Consider the following 18,000-nt stretch of genomic DNA (forward strand, 5'->3'; position numbering starts at 1 on the left):
TGCCCGCTCACCTGCCCGGCTGCCCGCCTCAGGCCTTGCTCCTGGCGCGCCGCAGCACTCGCAGCCCACGCACCACGGCCCGGGTGACGATGGGCGGCAGCAGATCGACCGCCAGCCGACGCAGTGCCGAACGGCGGGGCCGCTGCAGCGTCCTGGCCGGCTCCGGCGCCTGCCTCGGTGCGGCGGCCTGCACGGTCGCGGCCTCCTTCGTCCCTTCCGTCTCCTGCGGCGCGTGCCGCGAGGCCGGCAGCCGCGGCGGCTTGGCCTTGGGCCCGTTGACTATCACCAGGGAATGCCCGGCCACATCCTGCGGGGAGGTCCAGAAGTCTCCCCGTTCCCGGAGCTCGGCCAGCAACTCCTGTTGCATGGGCGCCGGATCCCCCCAGGTCCCGTAGAACTTGTTCGGGCTGACACAGATCGGCCGCAGCCCCTCCCCCACCACCGCCTCCCAGGTGGCACAGGCGACCCCGGGCGTGTGCTCCGAACGGAAGTCGTCCAGCACCACCACCCCGTCCCCCCGCAGTGCGCCCCGTGCGGCGGCGATGTCCCCGCGCACATGCTCGTACAAGTGGGACGCGTCGACGTGTACAAACCGGCAGCTGTCGTCCTCGACCATCCCCGGCACGACAGAGGTCGGGGCCTGGATGACGCGCGGCAACTGCTGCCGGAAGGAAAGATAATTGGCCTCGAACGACCGGCGCGTCAGGGTCGAGTACGAGCCCCGCACCTCGGCGTCATTTCGCCCGTCCGGTGCCTCCGAGTCGAACAAATCACAGACCGTGAACGTCTCGCCCGAGCGCAGGTGCCCGCTCATGAAGATGGCGCTCTTCCCCATGTACGCGCCCATCTCCAGCAGATCGCCGTCCTGCTTCTCGCGCTCCTGACGGGCGAGGAACCAGTCGAAGAGCACTACATCCGTATTGAAGAACCAACCAGGAACGTCGTAGAACGACTGCGGCAGCCGCTGCGTGTCGTCCGTGCCGGTGTTCGTATTGGTGTCGGTGGCCGTATCGGAGTTCGTACGTGTGACTGTCATAAGACCCCTTAGTAGGTAGTCCAGCCGAACCGCCATCGACACCCAGGCGAATGCGACAAGAAATCTGTGTGCACCCTGTGCCGGACACGGGCCACACGAAAGCCTCGCCCAGTGGCACAGATGGACGCCGAACTCGCGAGCCCTCGCGGCACCCGGCCCGCGTGATCCGCGTGATTCTCCTGGCATGACCGGTCGGCTACACCTCGCTGGTGTCCGCGGCCCGCGCACCCGGTACACGCACGGCGGAGCCGGGGAGTGCGGACACGGCGTCCGAGCCCATGCTGCGGATCTGGAAGCGATCGAGCTGGACGGTGCCCCCGTCGTTCTGCCTCTCGACCTATGCCGCGGGCGTGGCACGCCGCACCCACCTATCGGCCGACGATGTCCTCGAAGTGCGGTGGGCCTCGGACTTCCGGCCGCGGGCCGCGCTGGCCGACCGTTTTCGGGACGGCTTGGTCTTCCTCGCCAGCGATGCGGCACAAGTCCACTCCCCGAGGCGGGCAGGGACTGAACACCAACGTTCAGGACGCGACGGATATGTCGGCGTGGCGACCGCCGACCCGGCCGATATCCGGGCCTACTTCGCCCGCTTCCACGGCTGACCCGCTTCTTACCCCCTGGCCCCCACGCCCCCAGGGCGTGATGGAGAGCCAATCCACCCGGAGCAGCGTCAGAACGCGTCCGTGGGGACGTAGGTGCCCCACACCTCGCGGAGCGCGTTGCAGACCTCGCCGACGGTGGCGCGGGCGCGGAGCGCGTCCTTCATGGGGTAGAGCACATTGGCTGTGCCCTGGGCGGCCTCCTGCAGCGCGGCCAGGGCCGTGTCGACCGCCTGCTGGTCGCGGCCGACACGGAGCTTCGCCAGCCGCTCCGCCTGCTGGGCCTCGATGGCGGGGTCGACGCGGAGCGGCTCGTACGGCTCCTCCTCGTCGAGCTTGTAGCGGTTGACGCCGACGACGACGCGCTCGCCGGCGTCGGTCTGCTGCTGGATGCGGTAGGCACTCTGCTCGATCTCGGACTTCTGGAAGCCGTGCTCGATGGCGTTGACGGCGCCGCCGAGGTCCTCGACCTTCCGCATGAGCTCCAGGGCCGCCGCTTCGACGTCGTCGGTGAGCTTCTCCACGACGTAGGAGCCCGCGAAGGGGTCGACGGTGGCGGTGACGTCGGTCTCGTACGCCAGGACCTGCTGGGTGCGCAGGGCGAGCCGGGCCGACTTGTCCGTGGGGAGAGCGATGGCCTCGTCGAAGGAGTTGGTGTGCAGCGACTGGGTGCCGCCGAGGACCGCGGCCAGGCCCTGCACCGCCACGCGGACAAGGTTGACCTCGGGCTGCTGCGCGGTGAGCTGGACGCCCGCGGTCTGGGTGTGGAAGCGCAGCATCTGCGACTTGGGGTTCTTGGCGCCGAACTCCTCACGCATGACACGGGCCCAGATCCTGCGGGCGGCCCGGAACTTGGCGACCTCTTCGAGGATCGTGGTCCGGGAGACGAAGAAGAAGGAGAGCCGGGGCGCGAAGTCGTCGATATCCATGCCGGCGGCGACGGCGGTGCGGACGTACTCGATGCCGTCGGCGAGGGTGAAGGCGATCTCCTGGGCGGGCGAGGCACCGGCCTCGGCCATGTGGTAGCCGGAGATCGAGATCGTGTTCCACTTGGGGATCTCGGCCTTGCAGTACTTGAAGATGTCGGCGATCAGCCGGAGGCTCGGCTTGGGCGGGAAGATGTAGGTGCCGCGGGCGATGTACTCCTTGAGCACATCGTTCTGGATGGTGCCGGTGAGCTGACCGGCCGCGACGCCCTGTTCCTCGCCGACCAGCTGGTACATCAGCAGGAGGAGCGCGGCGGGGGCGTTGATGGTCATCGAGGTGGAGACTTTGTCCAGCGGGATGCCGCCGAAGAGCACCCTCATGTCCTCGATCGAGTCGATGGCGACGCCGACCTTGCCGACCTCGCCGCTGGAGATGGGCGCGTCGGAGTCGTGGCCCATCTGGGTGGGCAGGTCGAAGGCGACGGACAGGCCCATCGTCCCGTTGGCGATCAACTGCTTGTAGCGGGCGTTGGACTCGGTGGCGGTGCCGAAGCCGGCGTACTGCCGCATGGTCCAGGGACGGCCGGTATACATCGACGGGTACACGCCGCGGGTGAAGGGGTACACGCCCGGGTCACCGAGCTTCTCACCGGCATCCCAGCCGGCGAGGGCGTCCGGGCCGTAGACCGGCTCGATGGGCAGTCCGGACTCTGACTCGCGCGCCATGGGTTCACGCCTCCAGCTCAGGCTTGCAACGACCTTGCTACCGACGGGTAATCTCCCGCCCCCGCAACGGACTGTAGCGGCGGGCGTGCGAGCCGTGGAGGTCCGCACTCTGGGACCTTCCTCACAGTGTGCAGCCAGAGCCACCGCGTTCGCGCGTCACCGGGCGGAGAACAGGGGTAAAGACAGGGGTTGCGCCGTGCTGCCCGGGAACACCCGGCCGCCACAGCGGCGCCGCGATGTTCGCGATGCCTCCCGGGCGGGAATCGTATCCAAGGGCGTACCAGGACATACGGGGGGCATTCGTGACGCATATGCATGACAGGCGGATGCGGGTAGCGGTCGCAGCGGCCGTCGCCGCCCTGGCCGCGGGCTCGCTGGCCGGCTGCAAAGCTCAGGGGGCGCAGAACGGCCAGGCCGGCAGGCCCGGCAAATCCATACCGGCGAGCGGCGCCGCCGCCTCCTCCCCGTCGGCCACCAGCGGCCGCCGGCCGGCGGCCGAACCCACGGTCAGGCCGGCGGCCCGTCCGGTGATCGCGAGCGGATCCAGCGGTGACCGGGTGCGCGAGCTACAGGCCCGGCTCCGGCAGCTCGGCCTCTTCGGCCGCAACCCGACCGGCTACTACGGCACCGTCACCGCCGCCGCCGTCCGCACCTTCCAGAGCGGGCACGGCCTGGCCGGCACCGGACAGGTCACCACCACCACCTGGGCCAGGCTGCGCGCGCTGACGCAGCCGCCGTCCCACACCGCCATGTACCCGCCGACGGCCAACCCGGCCGCCGAACTCGACGCGCGCTGCCTCACCGGCCGTGTGCTCTGCGTCAGCAAGACCAGCCGGACCCTGTCCTGGGTCGTCGACGGCAAGGTGCGCTCGGCGATGGATGTGCGTTTCGGGGCCCAGTACACGCCGACGAGGGAGGGCACCTTCCGCGTGAACTTCAAGAGCCGCCACCATGTGTCGACGATCTATCACACGGCCATGCCGTACGCGATGTTCTTCAGCGGCGGCCAGGCCGTGCACTACTCCTCGGACTTCGCAGCCCGCGGCTACGCGGGAGCCTCGCACGGCTGCGTCAACGTACGCGACCTCGGCAAGATCTCCGCGCTCTTCGACCAGGTGCGGACCGGCGACAAGGTCGTCATCCACTGGTGACACCGGACGAGGCCGGGCGGCAGGACCCGGATAGGGCGTGGGCGGGGCGGGGGAAAAATGCACCCCGCCCACGACCTGTTGGGCACCCGGTACGGGGAGACCAGGGCCCGGAGGACCGATGACCAGTCGGTCCACTCTCTACAGCGCCAAGGGGGCCGAAAGTGTCACACTCCCGGTCCGCCCAGCCGGGACAGCGCGTCCCGGCAATATTCCAGCAGCCGCAGGTCGGCGGCGATGTCATGGCCGCCATAGCCGCCCTCGGCGTGGTTGTGCCGCCGCGCCGCCGCGAGTTCACGGGCCAGCAGCGGCCCTAGCCCGGCCGCGGCCGGGCCCATCTGCGCCGCGCAACGGGCGACGTCCCTGCGGCTGTGGGCGTTCTCCCGCCAGGAGGCGCGCAGGACGGGCACCGCCGCCGTGCAGTCGCCGGTCACCCGCCACAGCGCCACGGCGGCGTCCAGCCGCAGCCAGGGATCGGAGACCGTGAGCAGCCCGCGCAGTCTCGGCCTGGCGGACACGGCGGCGGGCCCGAGCTCGGCTATGGCCTGGACGGCCGCGCGGGCGCTGCGGACCGGCCCGGCGATATGACGCTGCAACACCGGCAGGACGGCATCGGCCCCGGTGCCGGGCTCGATCCGCCAAAGGGCCGAGGCGGCGGCGATGGCGGTGCAGTGCGACGGGTCCTCCAGCAGCACGGTCAGGTCGGGCACCGCCTCCAGGGCGGCCGGGCCGATCCGGCCGAGGGCTCGGGCGGCGGTCAGCAGGGTCCACTCCCGGTGCCCGGCGGGGGCGTTGCGCAGGATGCGCAGCACTTCCGGCACCGCGGGAGCGGCGGCGTCGGCATATCCGGCGAGCGCGGCTACGGCGGACAGCAGCGGATCGCACCGGTCGTACAGCCGCTCGTCCAGCGGCGCCTCCCGAAGCCGGCGGCGCAGCAGCGGGACGAGCGAGGTGCCGGGCTCGCCAAGGGCGCCTATGGCATGGGCGATGTCCCGGGGCGGCTCGGGCTGCTCCAGCGCCCAGGCCAGTGCCGGCAGGACGCGCCGGTCGCCGAGCCGGGCGAGGCTCTTCGGCGCCGGGCCCAGGGTGGGCCGCCCGTCGGGCCACTGTCTGACCCACGGCGGTAAGGCCCTGGGCCCCGGTTCGCTGGAGCACGGGGCGTCGTCCAGACATCGCGCCAGCGCGTCGGCGGCGGGGCCGGCGAGCGTGTCGAGGTCTTCCAGCACCGATGCGGCGGCGGCCGTCAGCCGGGGCTCGGGGTCGGAAAGCTGCTGTCCGACGAGCTCCACCAGCTCCTCGTACTGGCCGCGCCAACCGCGCAGCAGCCCCCCGGTCATCCACACCGCGTCGATCCGCCGGTCCCGGTGGGCGGAGCGCAGCTGGTCGGCGAGGATGGCCGCGCGGTCGCCGGTCCGGTCGCCCAGCGCGCTCTGGAGGGTGCGCAGCAGATCGCCGGCCCAGAGCACACCGGCGCCGCTGCCGGCGTGGGCGGGCGACTCGCGTAGATTGCCCAGTTGGCCGGGCTCGCCGATGAGCCCGGACGGGGCGGCCGGTGACGCCTCCGGCTCCGTGGCGGGATCCGGGCCGGGCTGCATCGCCGCCAGCAGCGCACACACCGCCGCCGCGATGTCGGCGGGCAGCGCACCGGGGGCGCAGCGGGCGACCTGGGCGAGCGCGGCCAGCCGCAGCGCCGGGTCCTGGTGGGCCGCGGCAAGCCCGGCGAGCCAGCCGCCGACGGTGCCGGAGAGCTCGGGGATGCGCAGGGCGAGGGTGCTGACGGCCTCCACGACGGCCATCCGGGCCTCGAAGTCCGGCTCGGCGGGGAGCCGTTCGCGGAGCACGGCGAAGGTGCGGGCGGCGTGGTCGGGCCAGGCGGTCAGGACCGGGGGCACTTCACGGCGTACGTCCGGGTCGGGGTCGGTGAGCAACGCCAGGAAGATATCGGCCCCGGCTCGTACGGCGGCGTGCGCCATGGCGTAGTTGGCGCGCCACTCGGCCTCCTCGGCGTCGGGCAGGTCGGTCTTGTCCCCCTCGAAGTCGTCACCCCCGATGTCCATGCCGCCGATGCTCGCCAGCAGTCCCACGATCACGCCCCGGTCCTGGACGGCGCCGTCGGTCACCAGCTCGAACAGGAACGGGATGCAGGCGAGCGTGGAGTCGTAGACATCTCCCTGATGGTGCACGGCTCCGTACATGCCATCGGCTGCGGCCTCCCGCTCGCGCGGGTCGTCGGAGGCCAGTCCGCGCAGCAGATACGGCACCTCGGTGGCGGGTCCGTAGGCGTGGGTCATCGAGGCCCAGTCAATTTCGTGCAGTCCGGTGAACACGATGCGCCCTCCCCAGCGTTTGCCTCATTGGGAGTGTGCACCACAGCAGCGACAACCCGCGCGGGGACTCTGGGCATGTTCGGGCCGAATACGCGCGGCCGGCGGACGCGGCCGGTCCGGGGGATCTGCGCCCGGCCGCGTCCTGGGGCGCGGGCCCGTGCGGTACGGGGAGAACCTGGGCCCGCTGAGCCGATGACCAGTCGGCCTATCTTCTAAAGCGTCAGGCGCCCGGAAACTGTCACTGATATGCCTGGCGGCGAAGCCCGGTCGTTGCGGATCGGCCGAAAACCGACAGCGCCCTTCAGCGGCCCCGCCCGGCGCCGTCGCTGCCGACGCCGCTCATGCCATTGCCGGTCCCGTGGCCGATGCCGCCGGCATCGCCCTTGCCGCTGCCGGCGTTGCTGCCGTCGCCACCCGCCGAGGTGTCCGATCCGCCGCCGCCCGAGGAGCCGCCGCCGGCGTCCCAGCTCTGTTGCTCACTGCCGTTCGTCGGGCTCTGGGACTTGCCTGCGCCCGTACCGGTGTCCGTTCCCGAGTCCGTGCCCGGCTGCGTCCAACTGCCCGCCCGGTCCCAGCCCAGCAGCCCCGCGCAGTAGCCGTACATCGCCTGCCGGCCGCCCGCTGCCCGCTTGAGCTGCTGGTACGACGCGTCGTCCATTTCCTCGCCCCGCGTCTTGGCGGCGGAGTACGCCCGGCACAGCTTCCCGGCGGCCACGGCACCGACCGTGGCCGCCGGCGTGGGGCTCGGCACCCCGCGCGAGGTGCCGCCCGCCGGACGGTCCTGGTCCGGCGTGGCCGAGTATGTGCCGCCCGGCACGGCGGACGCGTGTTGCCCGCTTCCGGCCGCGCTGTGCGTCAGCACCGGCCAGGTGCTCCCGCCGCCGAACGGCGTCGGGAGCGCACCGGCCGCCACCGCCACGCCTCCCAGCGCCGCGGTGGCCACCAACGCCCCGGCCAGCGCCTTGGCGGGGCGGACCGCCCGGCGCGCCCCGCCCGGCCGCCGGCCCCGCAGCCGGGCCAGGCCAGGGATCCGGCTTCCCGCCACGAGCGCATCCTCGTCATGCACCGTCCGGAAGGCGGTGAGCGCCGCCTCCTCCCGTACGGGGTCCACCGCGGAGGGCCTGGCGGCAGCGGCGAGCAGCCGGGCCAGCGGCTCGGCCCGCGCGCCGGCCGCCTCACCGCGCAGCAGCCGCTCAACGACGGCGTCATCGAGCCAGTCGAGCCTGTCCTGTGATCGGGTTCGGTTATCGCTCATCTCATGTCCTCAAGCGTTCGCGACACCGAAAGCGTCACACCTGTCCGGCCACCGTCCGATTCCAGAAGCTCGGCGAGACGCCGGAGTCCCCGGCTGGTCGCCATCCGCGTCGCCCCGGCGCGCTTGCCCAGCACCTTGGCCGCGGTCTTCGAGTCGAGCCCCATCACCACCCGCAGCAGAACGGCTTCCGCCTGGTCCTGCGGCAGCGTCGCGATCGCTGCCAGTGCGCGCCCGGTGCCGACTGCCGCCACCGCCTCCTCCGCGGTGTCCACCCCGGCCGGCATCTCGAGCAACTCCTCCACCCCGGCCCCGGCCACCGGCCGCCGGTTGGCCGCCCTCAGGTGGTCCAACGCGCGATTACGGGCGATCCGGGCCGCCCAGCCCCGTAGCGAGTCCTCTCCCCCGCTGAAGCTCCGCAGATCCCGCGCTATCTGCAACCACGTTTCCGACGCCACGTCCTCCGCGTCCATCGCCCCCACGAACGTCCGCACATAGCTCAGCAGCTGCGGCTGCAGCGCCCGGTAGATCACCCGGAATGCGTGCTCGTCCCCCGTTTTCGCCGCACGCACCGCGGCCGTCACATCCACCGCCGGCCCCCTCCCCCTCGAACAGGTGCCCCATCTTGCCGTATCCGAGACGCCCACTTCCGGCCACGGTGCGAACAGACGCCCGAAAGGTGTGACACTTTCGGCCCCTGAGGCGCTGTAATTGACAAGCGGCCGGGGACGCTCCTGTGGGGGGAGGCGGACCCCGGCCGCCCTGAACGCTGCCCCAGCGACCAAGCGGCCTCACAGGAGCTCAGCCGACCCGCCCGGCGAGCGCCGTGAACTTCCGCCAGGACAGCGCCGGCCGCCCGGGATCCCAGAGCTTCTGGCTGAGCGCGCGCAGCGGCATGCGGATGCCTGCGGCGATCTGCGCCTCGGTCTGCGCGGCGGCGTCGTCGCACCAGATGGCGAACCGGGCGCCGAGGATACGGTCCGGGCCGGAGAGACCGGCGGCCACGGCCGCCGTGCCATAGACGACGGCGGGGGTCCACTTCTCGTAGATCCGCTGCCCGGTGGGATACGGGAAGGACTTGGGGCCGCCCAGGATGTAGTACAGGTACTCGTCGTTGAGGTTGACCAGGCGCCGGCCCTCCTTGAGGTACTCCTCCGGCCTGCGGCCGCGCAGGCGCTTGCCGGACCAGTACTCGATCTCGTCGGCCGTGTCGGGCCGCGCCAGGGCGCTGCCGTGGAAGCCGTCGTTCCAGAACTTGGGGATCTTGCCGTACGAGCGCAGGAGCGCGGCACGGTCGTTCAGCCACCCCGTCTCGGCATCGGCGACCGTGGCGCCGGGCCCGTAACGCCGCCGCGCCAGCGCCGCGAGCCGGGGGTAGGCGGCCTCCGGGGCCGGGACGATCGCCGCGTGGTATTCATCGCCGCCGAGGTGCCAGTACGGCCCGGGGAAAAGCGGAGCGAACTCGCGCAGCAGGTCGTCGGTAATACGGGCGGCCCGCGGGTCGGAGATGTCGATGGCGCCGTGCGCGGGGGCGCCGGACGCGTCGCGGAGCTGGAGCTCGGGATGCGCGGCGAACACGGAGCCCAGATGCCCGGGGGTGTCGATCTCGGGCACGACAGTGACATGCCGCCGCTCCGCGAGGGCGGTGATGGCCCGGAGATCGGCCTTGCTAAGGTGCTGCGCGGACACGATCTCGGGGTGCGAGGAGCTCTCGATCCGGAAGCCCTGGTCGTCGCTGAAGTGCAGATGCAGCTGGTTGAGCTTGAGGTCGCCCAGCTCGCGGATCCGGTCCTCGATCCAGCCGCGGCTGAAGTTCTTGCGGGCGATGTCCACCGTCAGCCCGCGCTGCGCCCGGTCCGGCTCGTCCCGGACCGCCCCGGCCGGGAAGCGGCCGTCCGCCCGCAGGACCTGCAGCAGGGTCCGGGTGCCGTAGAAGACCCCGGCGTCGGTCCGGCCCCGCACCGTGATCCCGCCGCTTCCGGCGGTCAGCTCGTACGCCTCCGGATTGGCGTTCACCCGATCGAGTGAAAGCGATACATCTCCGGCCCTGGCGGGACCGTCTGCGTACGGCACGTGAAGCTCTCCGGCGAGCAGCCGGGCCTCGTCCTCCAGCGTCCCGCCCCGGGTGGCCACCACCCTGGTCGACGTACCGGGTTTCCAGGCCGCGCCGGTCCGCGGCGTGAAGGAGCGCACGGCCGGCACCACCGGGAGCGGGCCCCCCGCCACGGCCGTCGGCCCCGCCAACACGACCGGCTCCGGGGCAGCGGTGAACGCCATGGCGCACAGCACCCCCGCGAGCGACGCGATCTTGGACCGTGGACGGACCATAGGAGGAAGCTAAACCGAAAAGACGGACTTTGCCGTCTACCACATGCGCACATTCGTTCTCGTAAGAGTGAAATCCTGGCATCCGACGGACAGAGCCGAACATGCACCGTTAGCGTTGGCTATTCCTTACCGTCCCACAGGAGATCCACAGGAGACCAGCGCTGTCCAGCGACACTCCGGCCGTCCCGCCGAAGCTACCGCCCCAGACCCGCGGCGCCGCCACCCCGCACCCCGGTCTCGCCCGCCTCAACGCCGCCCCGGACTGCGTCGCTGAATCCATCCTGCTGACATGCTGCGGCAGCCACCGCTGGGCCCGCCGCGTTGCCGCCCACCGCCCCTACCCGGACCTCAGCGCCCTCCTGGCCGCCGCCGACGAGGCCGCGTACGACCTGGCGGCGGCCGACCTCACCGAAGCACTGGCCGCAGAGGCGGGCGTCATCCCCGCCCCGGCCCCCAGCGCGGCCTGCCTTGCGGCGGCGGCGGCCCCCACGGCCCCCACGGCTCACCCGATGCGCACGGGTACGGGCGCCGGGCTGCCCGGCATCGCGACGTCGGCCCCACCGCCCCGGGGCAGCCTGGCCGCCCACACCGCGCTGCGGGCCGCGCACGCGGCGTACGAGGCCCGTTTCGGGCACGTCTTCATCGTCTCCGTCGACGGCCACGACCCGGACGAAACCCTCAGCACCGTGCTCGCCAGCATTCGCGCCCGCCTCAGCAACGACCCCGACGAGGAACGCTCCGTCGCGGCCGAGGAACTGCGCCGCATCGCCCGCGGCCGCCTCGCCGTCCTGGCCGGAACGCCACCGGGTGCCCCCGGCACGGCCCCCGGGCCCGTCTGAACCGCCCGCCTCCGGCGTAGGCCCTTCCGTGCCCGGCCGGACCGGCGCGGCAGGTTGCCCCGGCTGCGAGCGTGCGCGTTCCGCCCCCTCTGCCGGGGGCACCGCTCCGTCCTCAAACGCCGGACGGGCTGGGTTTGCCCTGCTGGGCCAGCACGGCACGTTTACCCCGGCCCGGCGTACCGGTTCCGTCCTCAAGCGCCGGACGGGCTGGATTTGCCCGGCCGGACCGGCACGGCAGGTTTACCCCTGTCCGGCGCGACGGTTCCGTCCTCAAACGCCGGACGGGCTGGGTTGTCGTGCGTGCCGCCACGCCATGTCCGTCGCGGGGTCGGGGCCGCTGTGGGGTGATCTCCTCGGGGCTCGCGCGTGCGGGTCCGCAGCATGCTTGCCCGGGGTGCACGCGCTCGTCCCCTGCGGGGACACCCCGGCGCGTCCCCTCCCAGCCGCATGGGCGCGTGACGGCCTCGCCGTGGCGGAGACCGTAAAACGAACGCACCGCAGCCGGTGGTTTGGACCCCAAGAGAACACGCACCGCAAGGCGCTGTGACGGCCGGAGGAGGCGGTGCAGGGGTGTCCCCGCAGACTGTGTCGCCGTATGCCGGTGGCGATGGCGCATGGTGCAGGGGATGCTGGCGACACAGTCGTAAGGGCACCTCCTGGGGGCACCTCCCGGCCGAAGGCTGGGGGAGGTAGCTGGTGGGGGCACCTCCCGGCCGAAGGTTGGGGGAGCGAGTCACCCCGGAGGCGACACCGACGCCGCCGACAACACAGCGCGCCCCGCACAACGGCGCAGGGCACCAAAACCCAGCCCGTCCGGCGTTTGAGGACGGAGCGGCAACCCCGCCAAAGGGCAACGCGACACAGCCGGGACCCACGGTGCGGGGCACCGCCGGGACCCACGGTGCGGGGCACCAGAACCCGGCTGCGCCGACCCGCCGGGCGCTGCGCCCCGACGGACGGAGTCCGGCGCAGCCGCCCGAAGCCCGCGAAGCTGCGCGAGGGCGGCAGACAAGAGGTGCGCCCGTCCGGCGCGTTTGAGGACGGAGCGGCAACCCCGGCGCCGGGCGCCCACCCCACAGCAACGCGCCGCGAGGCCAAACGTAGGGGATCGATCACACCTGGCCCACCCGGCGGGACGTAGCCGACAGGCCGTCGCTACGATGGCCAGGGCCGGAGGACCGTACCCGGCCGGGCCGCGACCGACACCGAAGCCGGCAGGCCCCCGCCCCGCTCCCGGAGGGTTTTTTCCGTGCCGGCTGGAACGCTGTACCGCGGCCGGGAAGGCATGTGGTCATGGGTGGCTCATCGAGTCACCGGTGTCCTCATTTTCTTCTTCCTGTTCGTCCATGTCCTCGACACCGCCCTGGTGCGTGTCTCCCCCGAGGATTACGACAAGGTCGTCGCGACCTACAAGACCCCCATCGTCAGTCTGCTGGAGTACGGGCTGGTCGCGGCCATCCTGTTCCACGCACTGAACGGTCTGCGTGTCATCGCGGTCGATTTCTGGTCCAAGGGCCCGAAGTACCAGAAGCAGATGCTGTGGACCGTTGTCGGCCTCTGGGTCCTGCTGATGGTCGGAGCGATCTACCCGGTCCTCGGCCACGCCGCCCGCGTCCTGTGGGGGAACTGAGCCATGTCCGCAACCGACTCCATCGAAACCGGCGCCGGCGCCGTGCAGCTGAGCGGCTCCAGCACCGCCTTCAGCCCCGACCACCCGGCCCCGGTGATCGAGCCGCCGCGCACCCGCACCAAGCGCACCCCGCGCGCCTCCCGCACGAACTTCGAAATGTACGGCTGGCTGTTCATGCGGCTGTCCGGCGTCGTGCTCGTCGTTCTGGTCCTGGGCCATCTGCTGATCCAGCTCGTGCTGGACGGCGGCGTGTCCAAGGTCGGCTTCGCCTTCGTCGCCGGCCGCTGGGCGAGCCCGTTCTGGCAGGGCTGGGACCTGACCATGCTCTGGCTGGCGATGCTGCACGGCGGCAACGGCCTCCGCACGGTCATCAACGACTACGCCGAGCGGCCGAACACCCGGTTCTGGCTGAAGACGCTGCTGTTCACCGCGACGGCGTTCACCATCATTCTCGGCACGCTGGTGATCTTCACCTTCGACCCGAATATCCGCTAGAGCCCGGGGCTGACGCGACCATGAAGATCCACAAGTACGACACCGTCATCGTCGGGGCCGGCGGCGCCGGCATGCGCGCGGCCATCGAGTCGACCAAGCGCAGCCGTACCGCCGTCCTGACGAAGCTCTACCCGACCCGCTCCCACACCGGCGCCGCCCAGGGCGGCATGGCCGCCGCCCTCGCGAATGTCGAGGACGACAACTGGGAGTGGCACACCTTCGACACGATCAAGGGCGGCGACTACCTGGTCGACCAGGACGCCGCCGAGATCCTGGCGAGGGAGGCCATCGACGCCGTCCTCGACCTGGAGAAGATGGGCCTGCCGTTCAACCGCACCCCGGACGGCACCATCGACCAGCGCCGCTTCGGCGGGCACACCCGTAACCACGGCGAGGCCGCCGTGCGCCGCGCGTGCTACGCCGCGGACCGCACCGGCCACATGATCCTCCAGACGCTGTACCAGAACTGCGTCAAGGAGGGCGTGGAGTTCTTCAACGAGTTCTACGTCCTGGACCTGCTGCTCGCCGAGGTCGGCGGGGAGAAGAGGACGGCCGGCGTGGTGGCCTATGAGCTGGCCACCGGCGAGATCCATGTCTTCCAGGCGAAGGCCGTGATCTTCGCCTCCGGCGGCACCGGCAAGTTCTTCAAGGTCACCTCGAACGCGCACACCCTGACCGGTGACGGCCAGGCCGCCGCGTTCCGCCGCGGGCTTCCGCTGGAGGACATGGAGTTCTTCCAGTTCCACCCGACCGGCATCTGGCGCATGGGCATCCTCCTCACCGAGGGCGCCCGCGGCGAGGGCGGGATTCTCCGCAACAAGGACGGCGAGCGCTTCATGGAGAAGTACGCGCCCGTCATGAAGGACCTCGCCTCGCGTGACGTCGTCTCCCGCGCGATCTACACCGAGATCCGCGAGGGCCGCGGCTGCGGACCCGAGGGCGACCATGTCTACCTCGACCTGACGCACCTGCCGCCTGAGCAGCTGGACGCCAAGCTGCCGGACATCACGGAGTTCGCCCGGACGTACCTCGGCATCGAGCCGTACACGGACCCGATCCCGATCCAGCCCACCGCGCACTACGCCATGGGCGGCATCCCCACCAATGTCCAGGGCGAGGTGCTCTCCGACAACGAGACCGTCGTCGGGGGCCTGTACGCCGCCGGCGAGGTCGCCTGCGTCTCCGTGCACGGCGCCAACCGGCTCGGCACCAACTCGCTCCTGGACATCAATGTCTTCGGCAAGCGGGCCGGTATCGCCGCCGCCGAGTACTCCGCCACCACGGATTACGTGGATCTGCCCGAGAACCCCGCCTCGCTCGTCATCGAGCAGGTCGAGGGGCTGCGCAACTCCACCGGCGGCGAGCGGGTGGCCGAGCTCCGCAGTGCGCTCCAGGAGTGCATGGACAAGAATGTGATGGTCTTCCGCACCGAACAGACCATCAAGGAAGCGGTCGAGGAGATCGCGCATCTGCGCGAGCGTTTCAAGAACGTCTCCGTCCAGGACAAGGGCAGGCGGTTCAACACCGACCTCCTCGAGGCCATCGAGCTCAGCAACCTGCTCGACCTCGCCGAGGTCATGGCCGTCTCCGCCCTCGCCCGCAAGGAGTCCCGCGGCGGTCACTACCGCGAGGACTACCCCAACCGCGACGACGTCAACTTCATGCGGCACACGATGGCGTACCGCGAGATGGATTCGGTCGGCAACGAGACCATCCGCCTCGACTACAAGCCGGTCGTGCAGACCCGCTACCAGCCGATGGAGCGTAAGTACTGATGAGCACTCCCACGCTCGAGAAGCACTCCTCCGCGCTGGACGCGGCGGAGGACAGCGCCTCTCACCTGATCACCGTCACCCTGCGGATCCGCCGCTTCAACCCCGAGGTCTCCGACGAGGCCGTCTGGGTCGACTACCTGCTCGACATCGACCCCAAGGAGCGTGTCCTGGACGCGCTCCACAAGGTCAAGTGGGAAATGGACGGCACGCTCACCTTCCGGCGCTCCTGTGCGCACGGCGTCTGCGGCTCCGATGCCATGCGCATCAACGGCCGCAACCGCCTCGCCTGCAAGACGCTGATCAAGGATCTCAACCCGGACAAGCCGATCACGGTCGAGCCCATCAAGGGCCTCACGGTCCTCAAGGACCTCATCGTCGACATGGACCCGTTCTTCCAGGCCTACCGCGACGTCATGCCCTTCCTGATCACCAAGGGCAACGAGCCGACCCGTGAGCGCCTTCAGTCCCCCGAGGACCGCGCGCGCTTCGACGACACCACCAAGTGCATCCTCTGCGCCGCGTGCACCTCGGCCTGCCCGGTCTTCTGGAACGACGGGCAGTACTTCGGGCCCGCCGCGATCGTCAACGCGCACCGGTTCATCTTCGACTCGCGCGACGAGGGCGGTGAGCAGCGCCTGGAGATCCTCAACGACAAGGACGGCGTCTGGCGCTGCCGTACCACCTTCAACTGCACCGATGCCTGCCCGCGTGGCATCGAGGTCACGAAGGCCATCCAGGAAGTCAAGCGCGCCCTGATCACCCGCCGCTTCTGACCCGGACCCATGATGGCCCCGGTTCCGCGAGGAGCCGGGGCTTTCTTGTAACCTCTCTCCTCGTGCCCGAGATACCCCCCACGAAATTCAACGGCCGCACGCTGTCCCGGCGTACCCTCGTCGGACTCGCCGCGGCGGCGGCCGTACCGGCGGGTACGGCCGCCGCCGCGGCGAGATCCACCGTAGGCGGGGAGCGGCTGGGCAGATCCGGCACCCAGGTCGGGAGCGGGGCTCCGGCACTGCCGAGTACGAACTCACTGGCCTGGGTCGTGGCGGACGCCGACAGCGGGGACGTCCTGGCCGCCCGCAACGCGCACCAGCAGCTGCCGCCGGCGAGCACCCTGAAGATGCTTTTCGCGGACACGGTGCTGCCGAAGTTCAAGAAGACGCAGAAGCACAAGGTGGTCGCCGCCGACCTGGCGGGCATGGGCGGCGGCAGCAGCCTGGTCGGCGTCGAGGCGGGCATCATGTACACCGTGCACGACCTGTGGCTCGGCGTCTTCCTGCGCTCGGGGAACGACGCGGTGCACGTACTGGCCGCCATGAACGGCGGCATCGACAAGACCATCGAGGAAATGCGGGCCCGGGCCAAACAGCTGCGGGCGGACGACACACACGTGGTGTCGGCGGACGGCTACGACCATCCGGGGCAGGTGTCGTCCGCGTACGACCTGACCCTCTTCGCCCGCGCCGGGCTGCAGAACGCCGACTTCCGCGAGTACTGCTCCACCCGCATCGCCGAGTTCCCGGCGGAGGGCGGAAAGACCTTCCAGCTGCAGAACACCAACCGCCTGCTGGGCAGCTACAGCGGCATCATCGGCGTCAAGAACGGCTACACGACGAACGCCGGCAACACCTTCACCGGCGCCGCCGAGCGTGGCGGCCGTACGCTGCTGGCCACCGTCATGCACCCCCAGTACGGCTACGACGAGGTCTACAAGGAGGCCGCCGCCCTACTCGACTGGGGATTCGAGGCAGCCGGCGAGGTCGACCCTGTCGGGGTCCTGGCGGAGCCGGTGAGCGCAGCCGGCTCCAGACCGACTGCCTCCGCCAACGTCCCGACCACCGAGAACAGGGCCTCCGCGACCCCCTCCGGCCCCTCCGGCCTGGCCGGAACCGCCGCCGCCCTGTCCGCGCTCGTCGCCGGGGGCGTTCTCGCCCTCCGCCGCCGCCCCCAGCCAAAGGCCGTAGGACGGCGGCGCAGAGCCTGACAACTCCGAGGGCTCAGACTTGCGTTGGCGTCAGCAGAGGGGTGCCTCGATGGCACGCAGGGGGCCGTGCGGCAGGTCGGGGACGGGGTGCGGCACGGACCGGTGCCGGAGCAGCGCCAGTACTGCGGTCCCCGCCGGCATGGGTGGTTCCGGGCCCTGGCCCGCGTACCGAGTGCAGCACGTACACGCGCGGCAGGAGCCGTTGCCACGGGCCGCCGTCCCTGCACCGGTGTGAGGTTCCGGCCCTGCCGTCGGCCAGGCCGTTCTGCGTCGATGAAGGCTGCAGCGAGCACGCAAACTCTGCTGTCGGTCCGTCAGTTTCGGGCTATCCAGACCTCGTTGAGGTGGTGCTGGTAGTACAGCGGGGTCATTCCGAGGACGGGGCCCAGCAGGAGGCCTCGGATGCCCGAGACGGAGCCGGCGAACAGGCCGGCGCGGCGTTGGGCCTGGGCGATACGGGATCCGGTGTGAACGATGGAGACGACGGCGGGGACGATCACCAGGGCGCCGAGGGTGACGGAGAGGAGGGCGAGCGCGGGGCGGACCTGAATCCGGGGGTCGAAGTCGCGGAGCTCTCTGTTGACGATGTAGTACCAGCGGAGGCCGTACAGGCCGAAGGTCGCGAGCGTCAGCAGCCAGACCTGGACCGGGCTGCGCATGACGCCGGACGGCGTGGCCAGGCCGGTTGCGAGCCAGCCGCCGCTGCTGCCCTCTCGTACGTCGCCGAACATCCTGCCCCCTCGTGCGCTCACGGCGAGTGACGGCACGCACGGGCCGATGCGGCGTGGTCCCCGCCCCCGCAGGCCGTGTCAGATGCCAGATGGGACGCTAGTGGCTTGATCACCGCATGTCATCCCTTCACCGACCAAAGACTTCGCACAGGTGTCCGGATAATCTACGCGCAGCTGCCCCGGCGTACTGGGGGTACGCCGAGG

At 71.1% G+C, this 18,000-nt stretch carries 14 protein-coding genes and 1 pseudogene; 8 read left to right on the plus strand and 7 right to left on the minus strand.

Going from position 1 to position 18,000, the window contains the following annotated elements; all coding sequences use genetic code 11:
- Positions 1-28 precede the first annotated feature (28 nt).
- A complete protein-coding gene (locus tag FCI23_RS36095; protein WP_136728405.1) occupies positions 29-1,036 on the minus strand; it encodes a class I SAM-dependent methyltransferase in 1,008 nt (335 codons plus the stop codon).
- A 350-nt stretch (positions 1,037-1,386) separates the two neighbouring features.
- Between FCI23_RS36095 and FCI23_RS36100 the strand changes: the two are divergent.
- Positions 1,387-1,588 (plus strand): annotated as a pseudogene (locus tag FCI23_RS36100) (FAD-dependent monooxygenase); the annotation flags it as partial.
- A gap of 118 nt (positions 1,589-1,706) precedes the next feature.
- Here the strand turns inward: FCI23_RS36100 and FCI23_RS36105 are convergent.
- Positions 1,707-3,287, minus strand: coding sequence for an acyl-CoA mutase large subunit family protein (locus tag FCI23_RS36105; RefSeq protein ID WP_136728406.1), 1,581 nt, complete (start codon positions 3,285-3,287; stop codon positions 1,707-1,709).
- A 326-nt stretch (positions 3,288-3,613) separates the two neighbouring features.
- Between FCI23_RS36105 and FCI23_RS36110 the strand changes: the two genes are divergently transcribed.
- Positions 3,614-4,438, plus strand: a complete 825-nt coding sequence (locus tag FCI23_RS36110; protein WP_169317086.1) for a L,D-transpeptidase family protein — start codon at positions 3,614-3,616, stop codon at positions 4,436-4,438.
- A gap of 164 nt (positions 4,439-4,602) precedes the next feature.
- Here the strand turns inward: FCI23_RS36110 and FCI23_RS36115 are convergent, their stop codons facing one another.
- The 4 genes from FCI23_RS36115 to FCI23_RS36130 form a co-directional block, all read right to left on the minus strand.
- Positions 4,603-6,762, minus strand: coding sequence for a HEAT repeat domain-containing protein (locus FCI23_RS36115; RefSeq protein ID WP_136728407.1), 2,160 nt, complete (start codon positions 6,760-6,762; stop codon positions 4,603-4,605).
- A 301-nt stretch (positions 6,763-7,063) separates the two neighbouring features.
- Positions 7,064-8,017 (minus strand): hypothetical protein, encoded by a 954-nt coding sequence (locus tag FCI23_RS36120; protein WP_136728408.1) that lies wholly within the window; start codon positions 8,015-8,017, stop codon positions 7,064-7,066.
- Positions 8,014-8,604, minus strand: a complete 591-nt coding sequence (locus FCI23_RS36125) for an RNA polymerase sigma factor (RefSeq protein ID WP_246144394.1) — start codon at positions 8,602-8,604, stop codon at positions 8,014-8,016. Before FCI23_RS36125 ends, FCI23_RS36120 begins: the two co-directional genes overlap by 4 nt.
- Positions 8,605-8,815: 211 nt before the next feature.
- Entirely contained in the window at positions 8,816-10,342 is a 1,527-nt protein-coding gene (locus tag FCI23_RS36130; protein ID WP_136728409.1) for a family 20 glycosylhydrolase, read from the minus strand.
- Positions 10,343-10,503: 161 nt separating this feature from the next.
- On the opposite strand from FCI23_RS36130, the gene FCI23_RS36135 reads away from it, so the two are divergent.
- The 6 genes from FCI23_RS36135 (at position 10,504) to FCI23_RS36160 (ending at position 17,065) form a co-directional block, all read left to right on the plus strand.
- Positions 10,504-11,181 carry a 2-oxo-4-hydroxy-4-carboxy-5-ureidoimidazoline decarboxylase gene (locus FCI23_RS36135; protein WP_136728410.1) on the plus strand — a complete coding sequence of 226 codons (678 nt, stop codon included), beginning with the start codon at positions 10,504-10,506 and terminating at the stop codon, positions 11,179-11,181.
- Positions 11,182-12,430: 1,249 nt separating this feature from the next.
- A complete protein-coding gene (sdhC, locus tag FCI23_RS36140) occupies positions 12,431-12,811 on the plus strand; it encodes a succinate dehydrogenase, cytochrome b556 subunit (RefSeq protein ID WP_136728411.1) in 381 nt (126 codons plus the stop codon).
- 3 nt (positions 12,812-12,814) lie between these two features.
- The gene (locus tag FCI23_RS36145; RefSeq protein ID WP_136728412.1) at positions 12,815-13,306 is read left to right on the plus strand and encodes a succinate dehydrogenase hydrophobic membrane anchor subunit; all 492 of its coding nucleotides are present in this window, start codon (positions 12,815-12,817) and stop codon (positions 13,304-13,306) included.
- 20 nt (positions 13,307-13,326) lie between these two features.
- Complete coding sequence (gene sdhA, locus FCI23_RS36150) at positions 13,327-15,081, plus strand: succinate dehydrogenase flavoprotein subunit (protein ID WP_136728413.1); 1,755 nt, start codon at positions 13,327-13,329, stop codon at positions 15,079-15,081.
- On the plus strand, positions 15,081-15,854 hold the full coding sequence (locus FCI23_RS36155) for a succinate dehydrogenase iron-sulfur subunit (protein ID WP_136728414.1): 774 nt from the start codon (positions 15,081-15,083) through the stop codon (positions 15,852-15,854). Before sdhA ends, FCI23_RS36155 begins: the two co-directional genes overlap by 1 nt.
- Before the next feature lie 62 nt (positions 15,855-15,916).
- Positions 15,917-17,065 carry a D-alanyl-D-alanine carboxypeptidase family protein gene (locus FCI23_RS36160; protein WP_136728415.1) on the plus strand — a complete coding sequence of 383 codons (1,149 nt, stop codon included), beginning with the start codon at positions 15,917-15,919 and terminating at the stop codon, positions 17,063-17,065.
- A 314-nt stretch (positions 17,066-17,379) separates the two neighbouring features.
- Here FCI23_RS36160 and FCI23_RS36165 read toward each other — a convergent pair whose 3' ends face one another.
- Positions 17,380-17,817: a DUF4234 domain-containing protein gene (locus FCI23_RS36165; RefSeq protein WP_136728416.1), complete on the minus strand. Its 438-nt coding sequence runs from the start codon at positions 17,815-17,817 to the stop codon at positions 17,380-17,382.
- Between the last annotated feature and the right edge of the window lie 183 nt (positions 17,818-18,000).

Source organism: Actinacidiphila oryziradicis (genome assembly GCF_005047355.1).
In the GTDB taxonomy this organism is placed as follows: domain Bacteria; phylum Actinomycetota; class Actinomycetes; order Streptomycetales; family Streptomycetaceae; genus Actinacidiphila; species Actinacidiphila oryziradicis.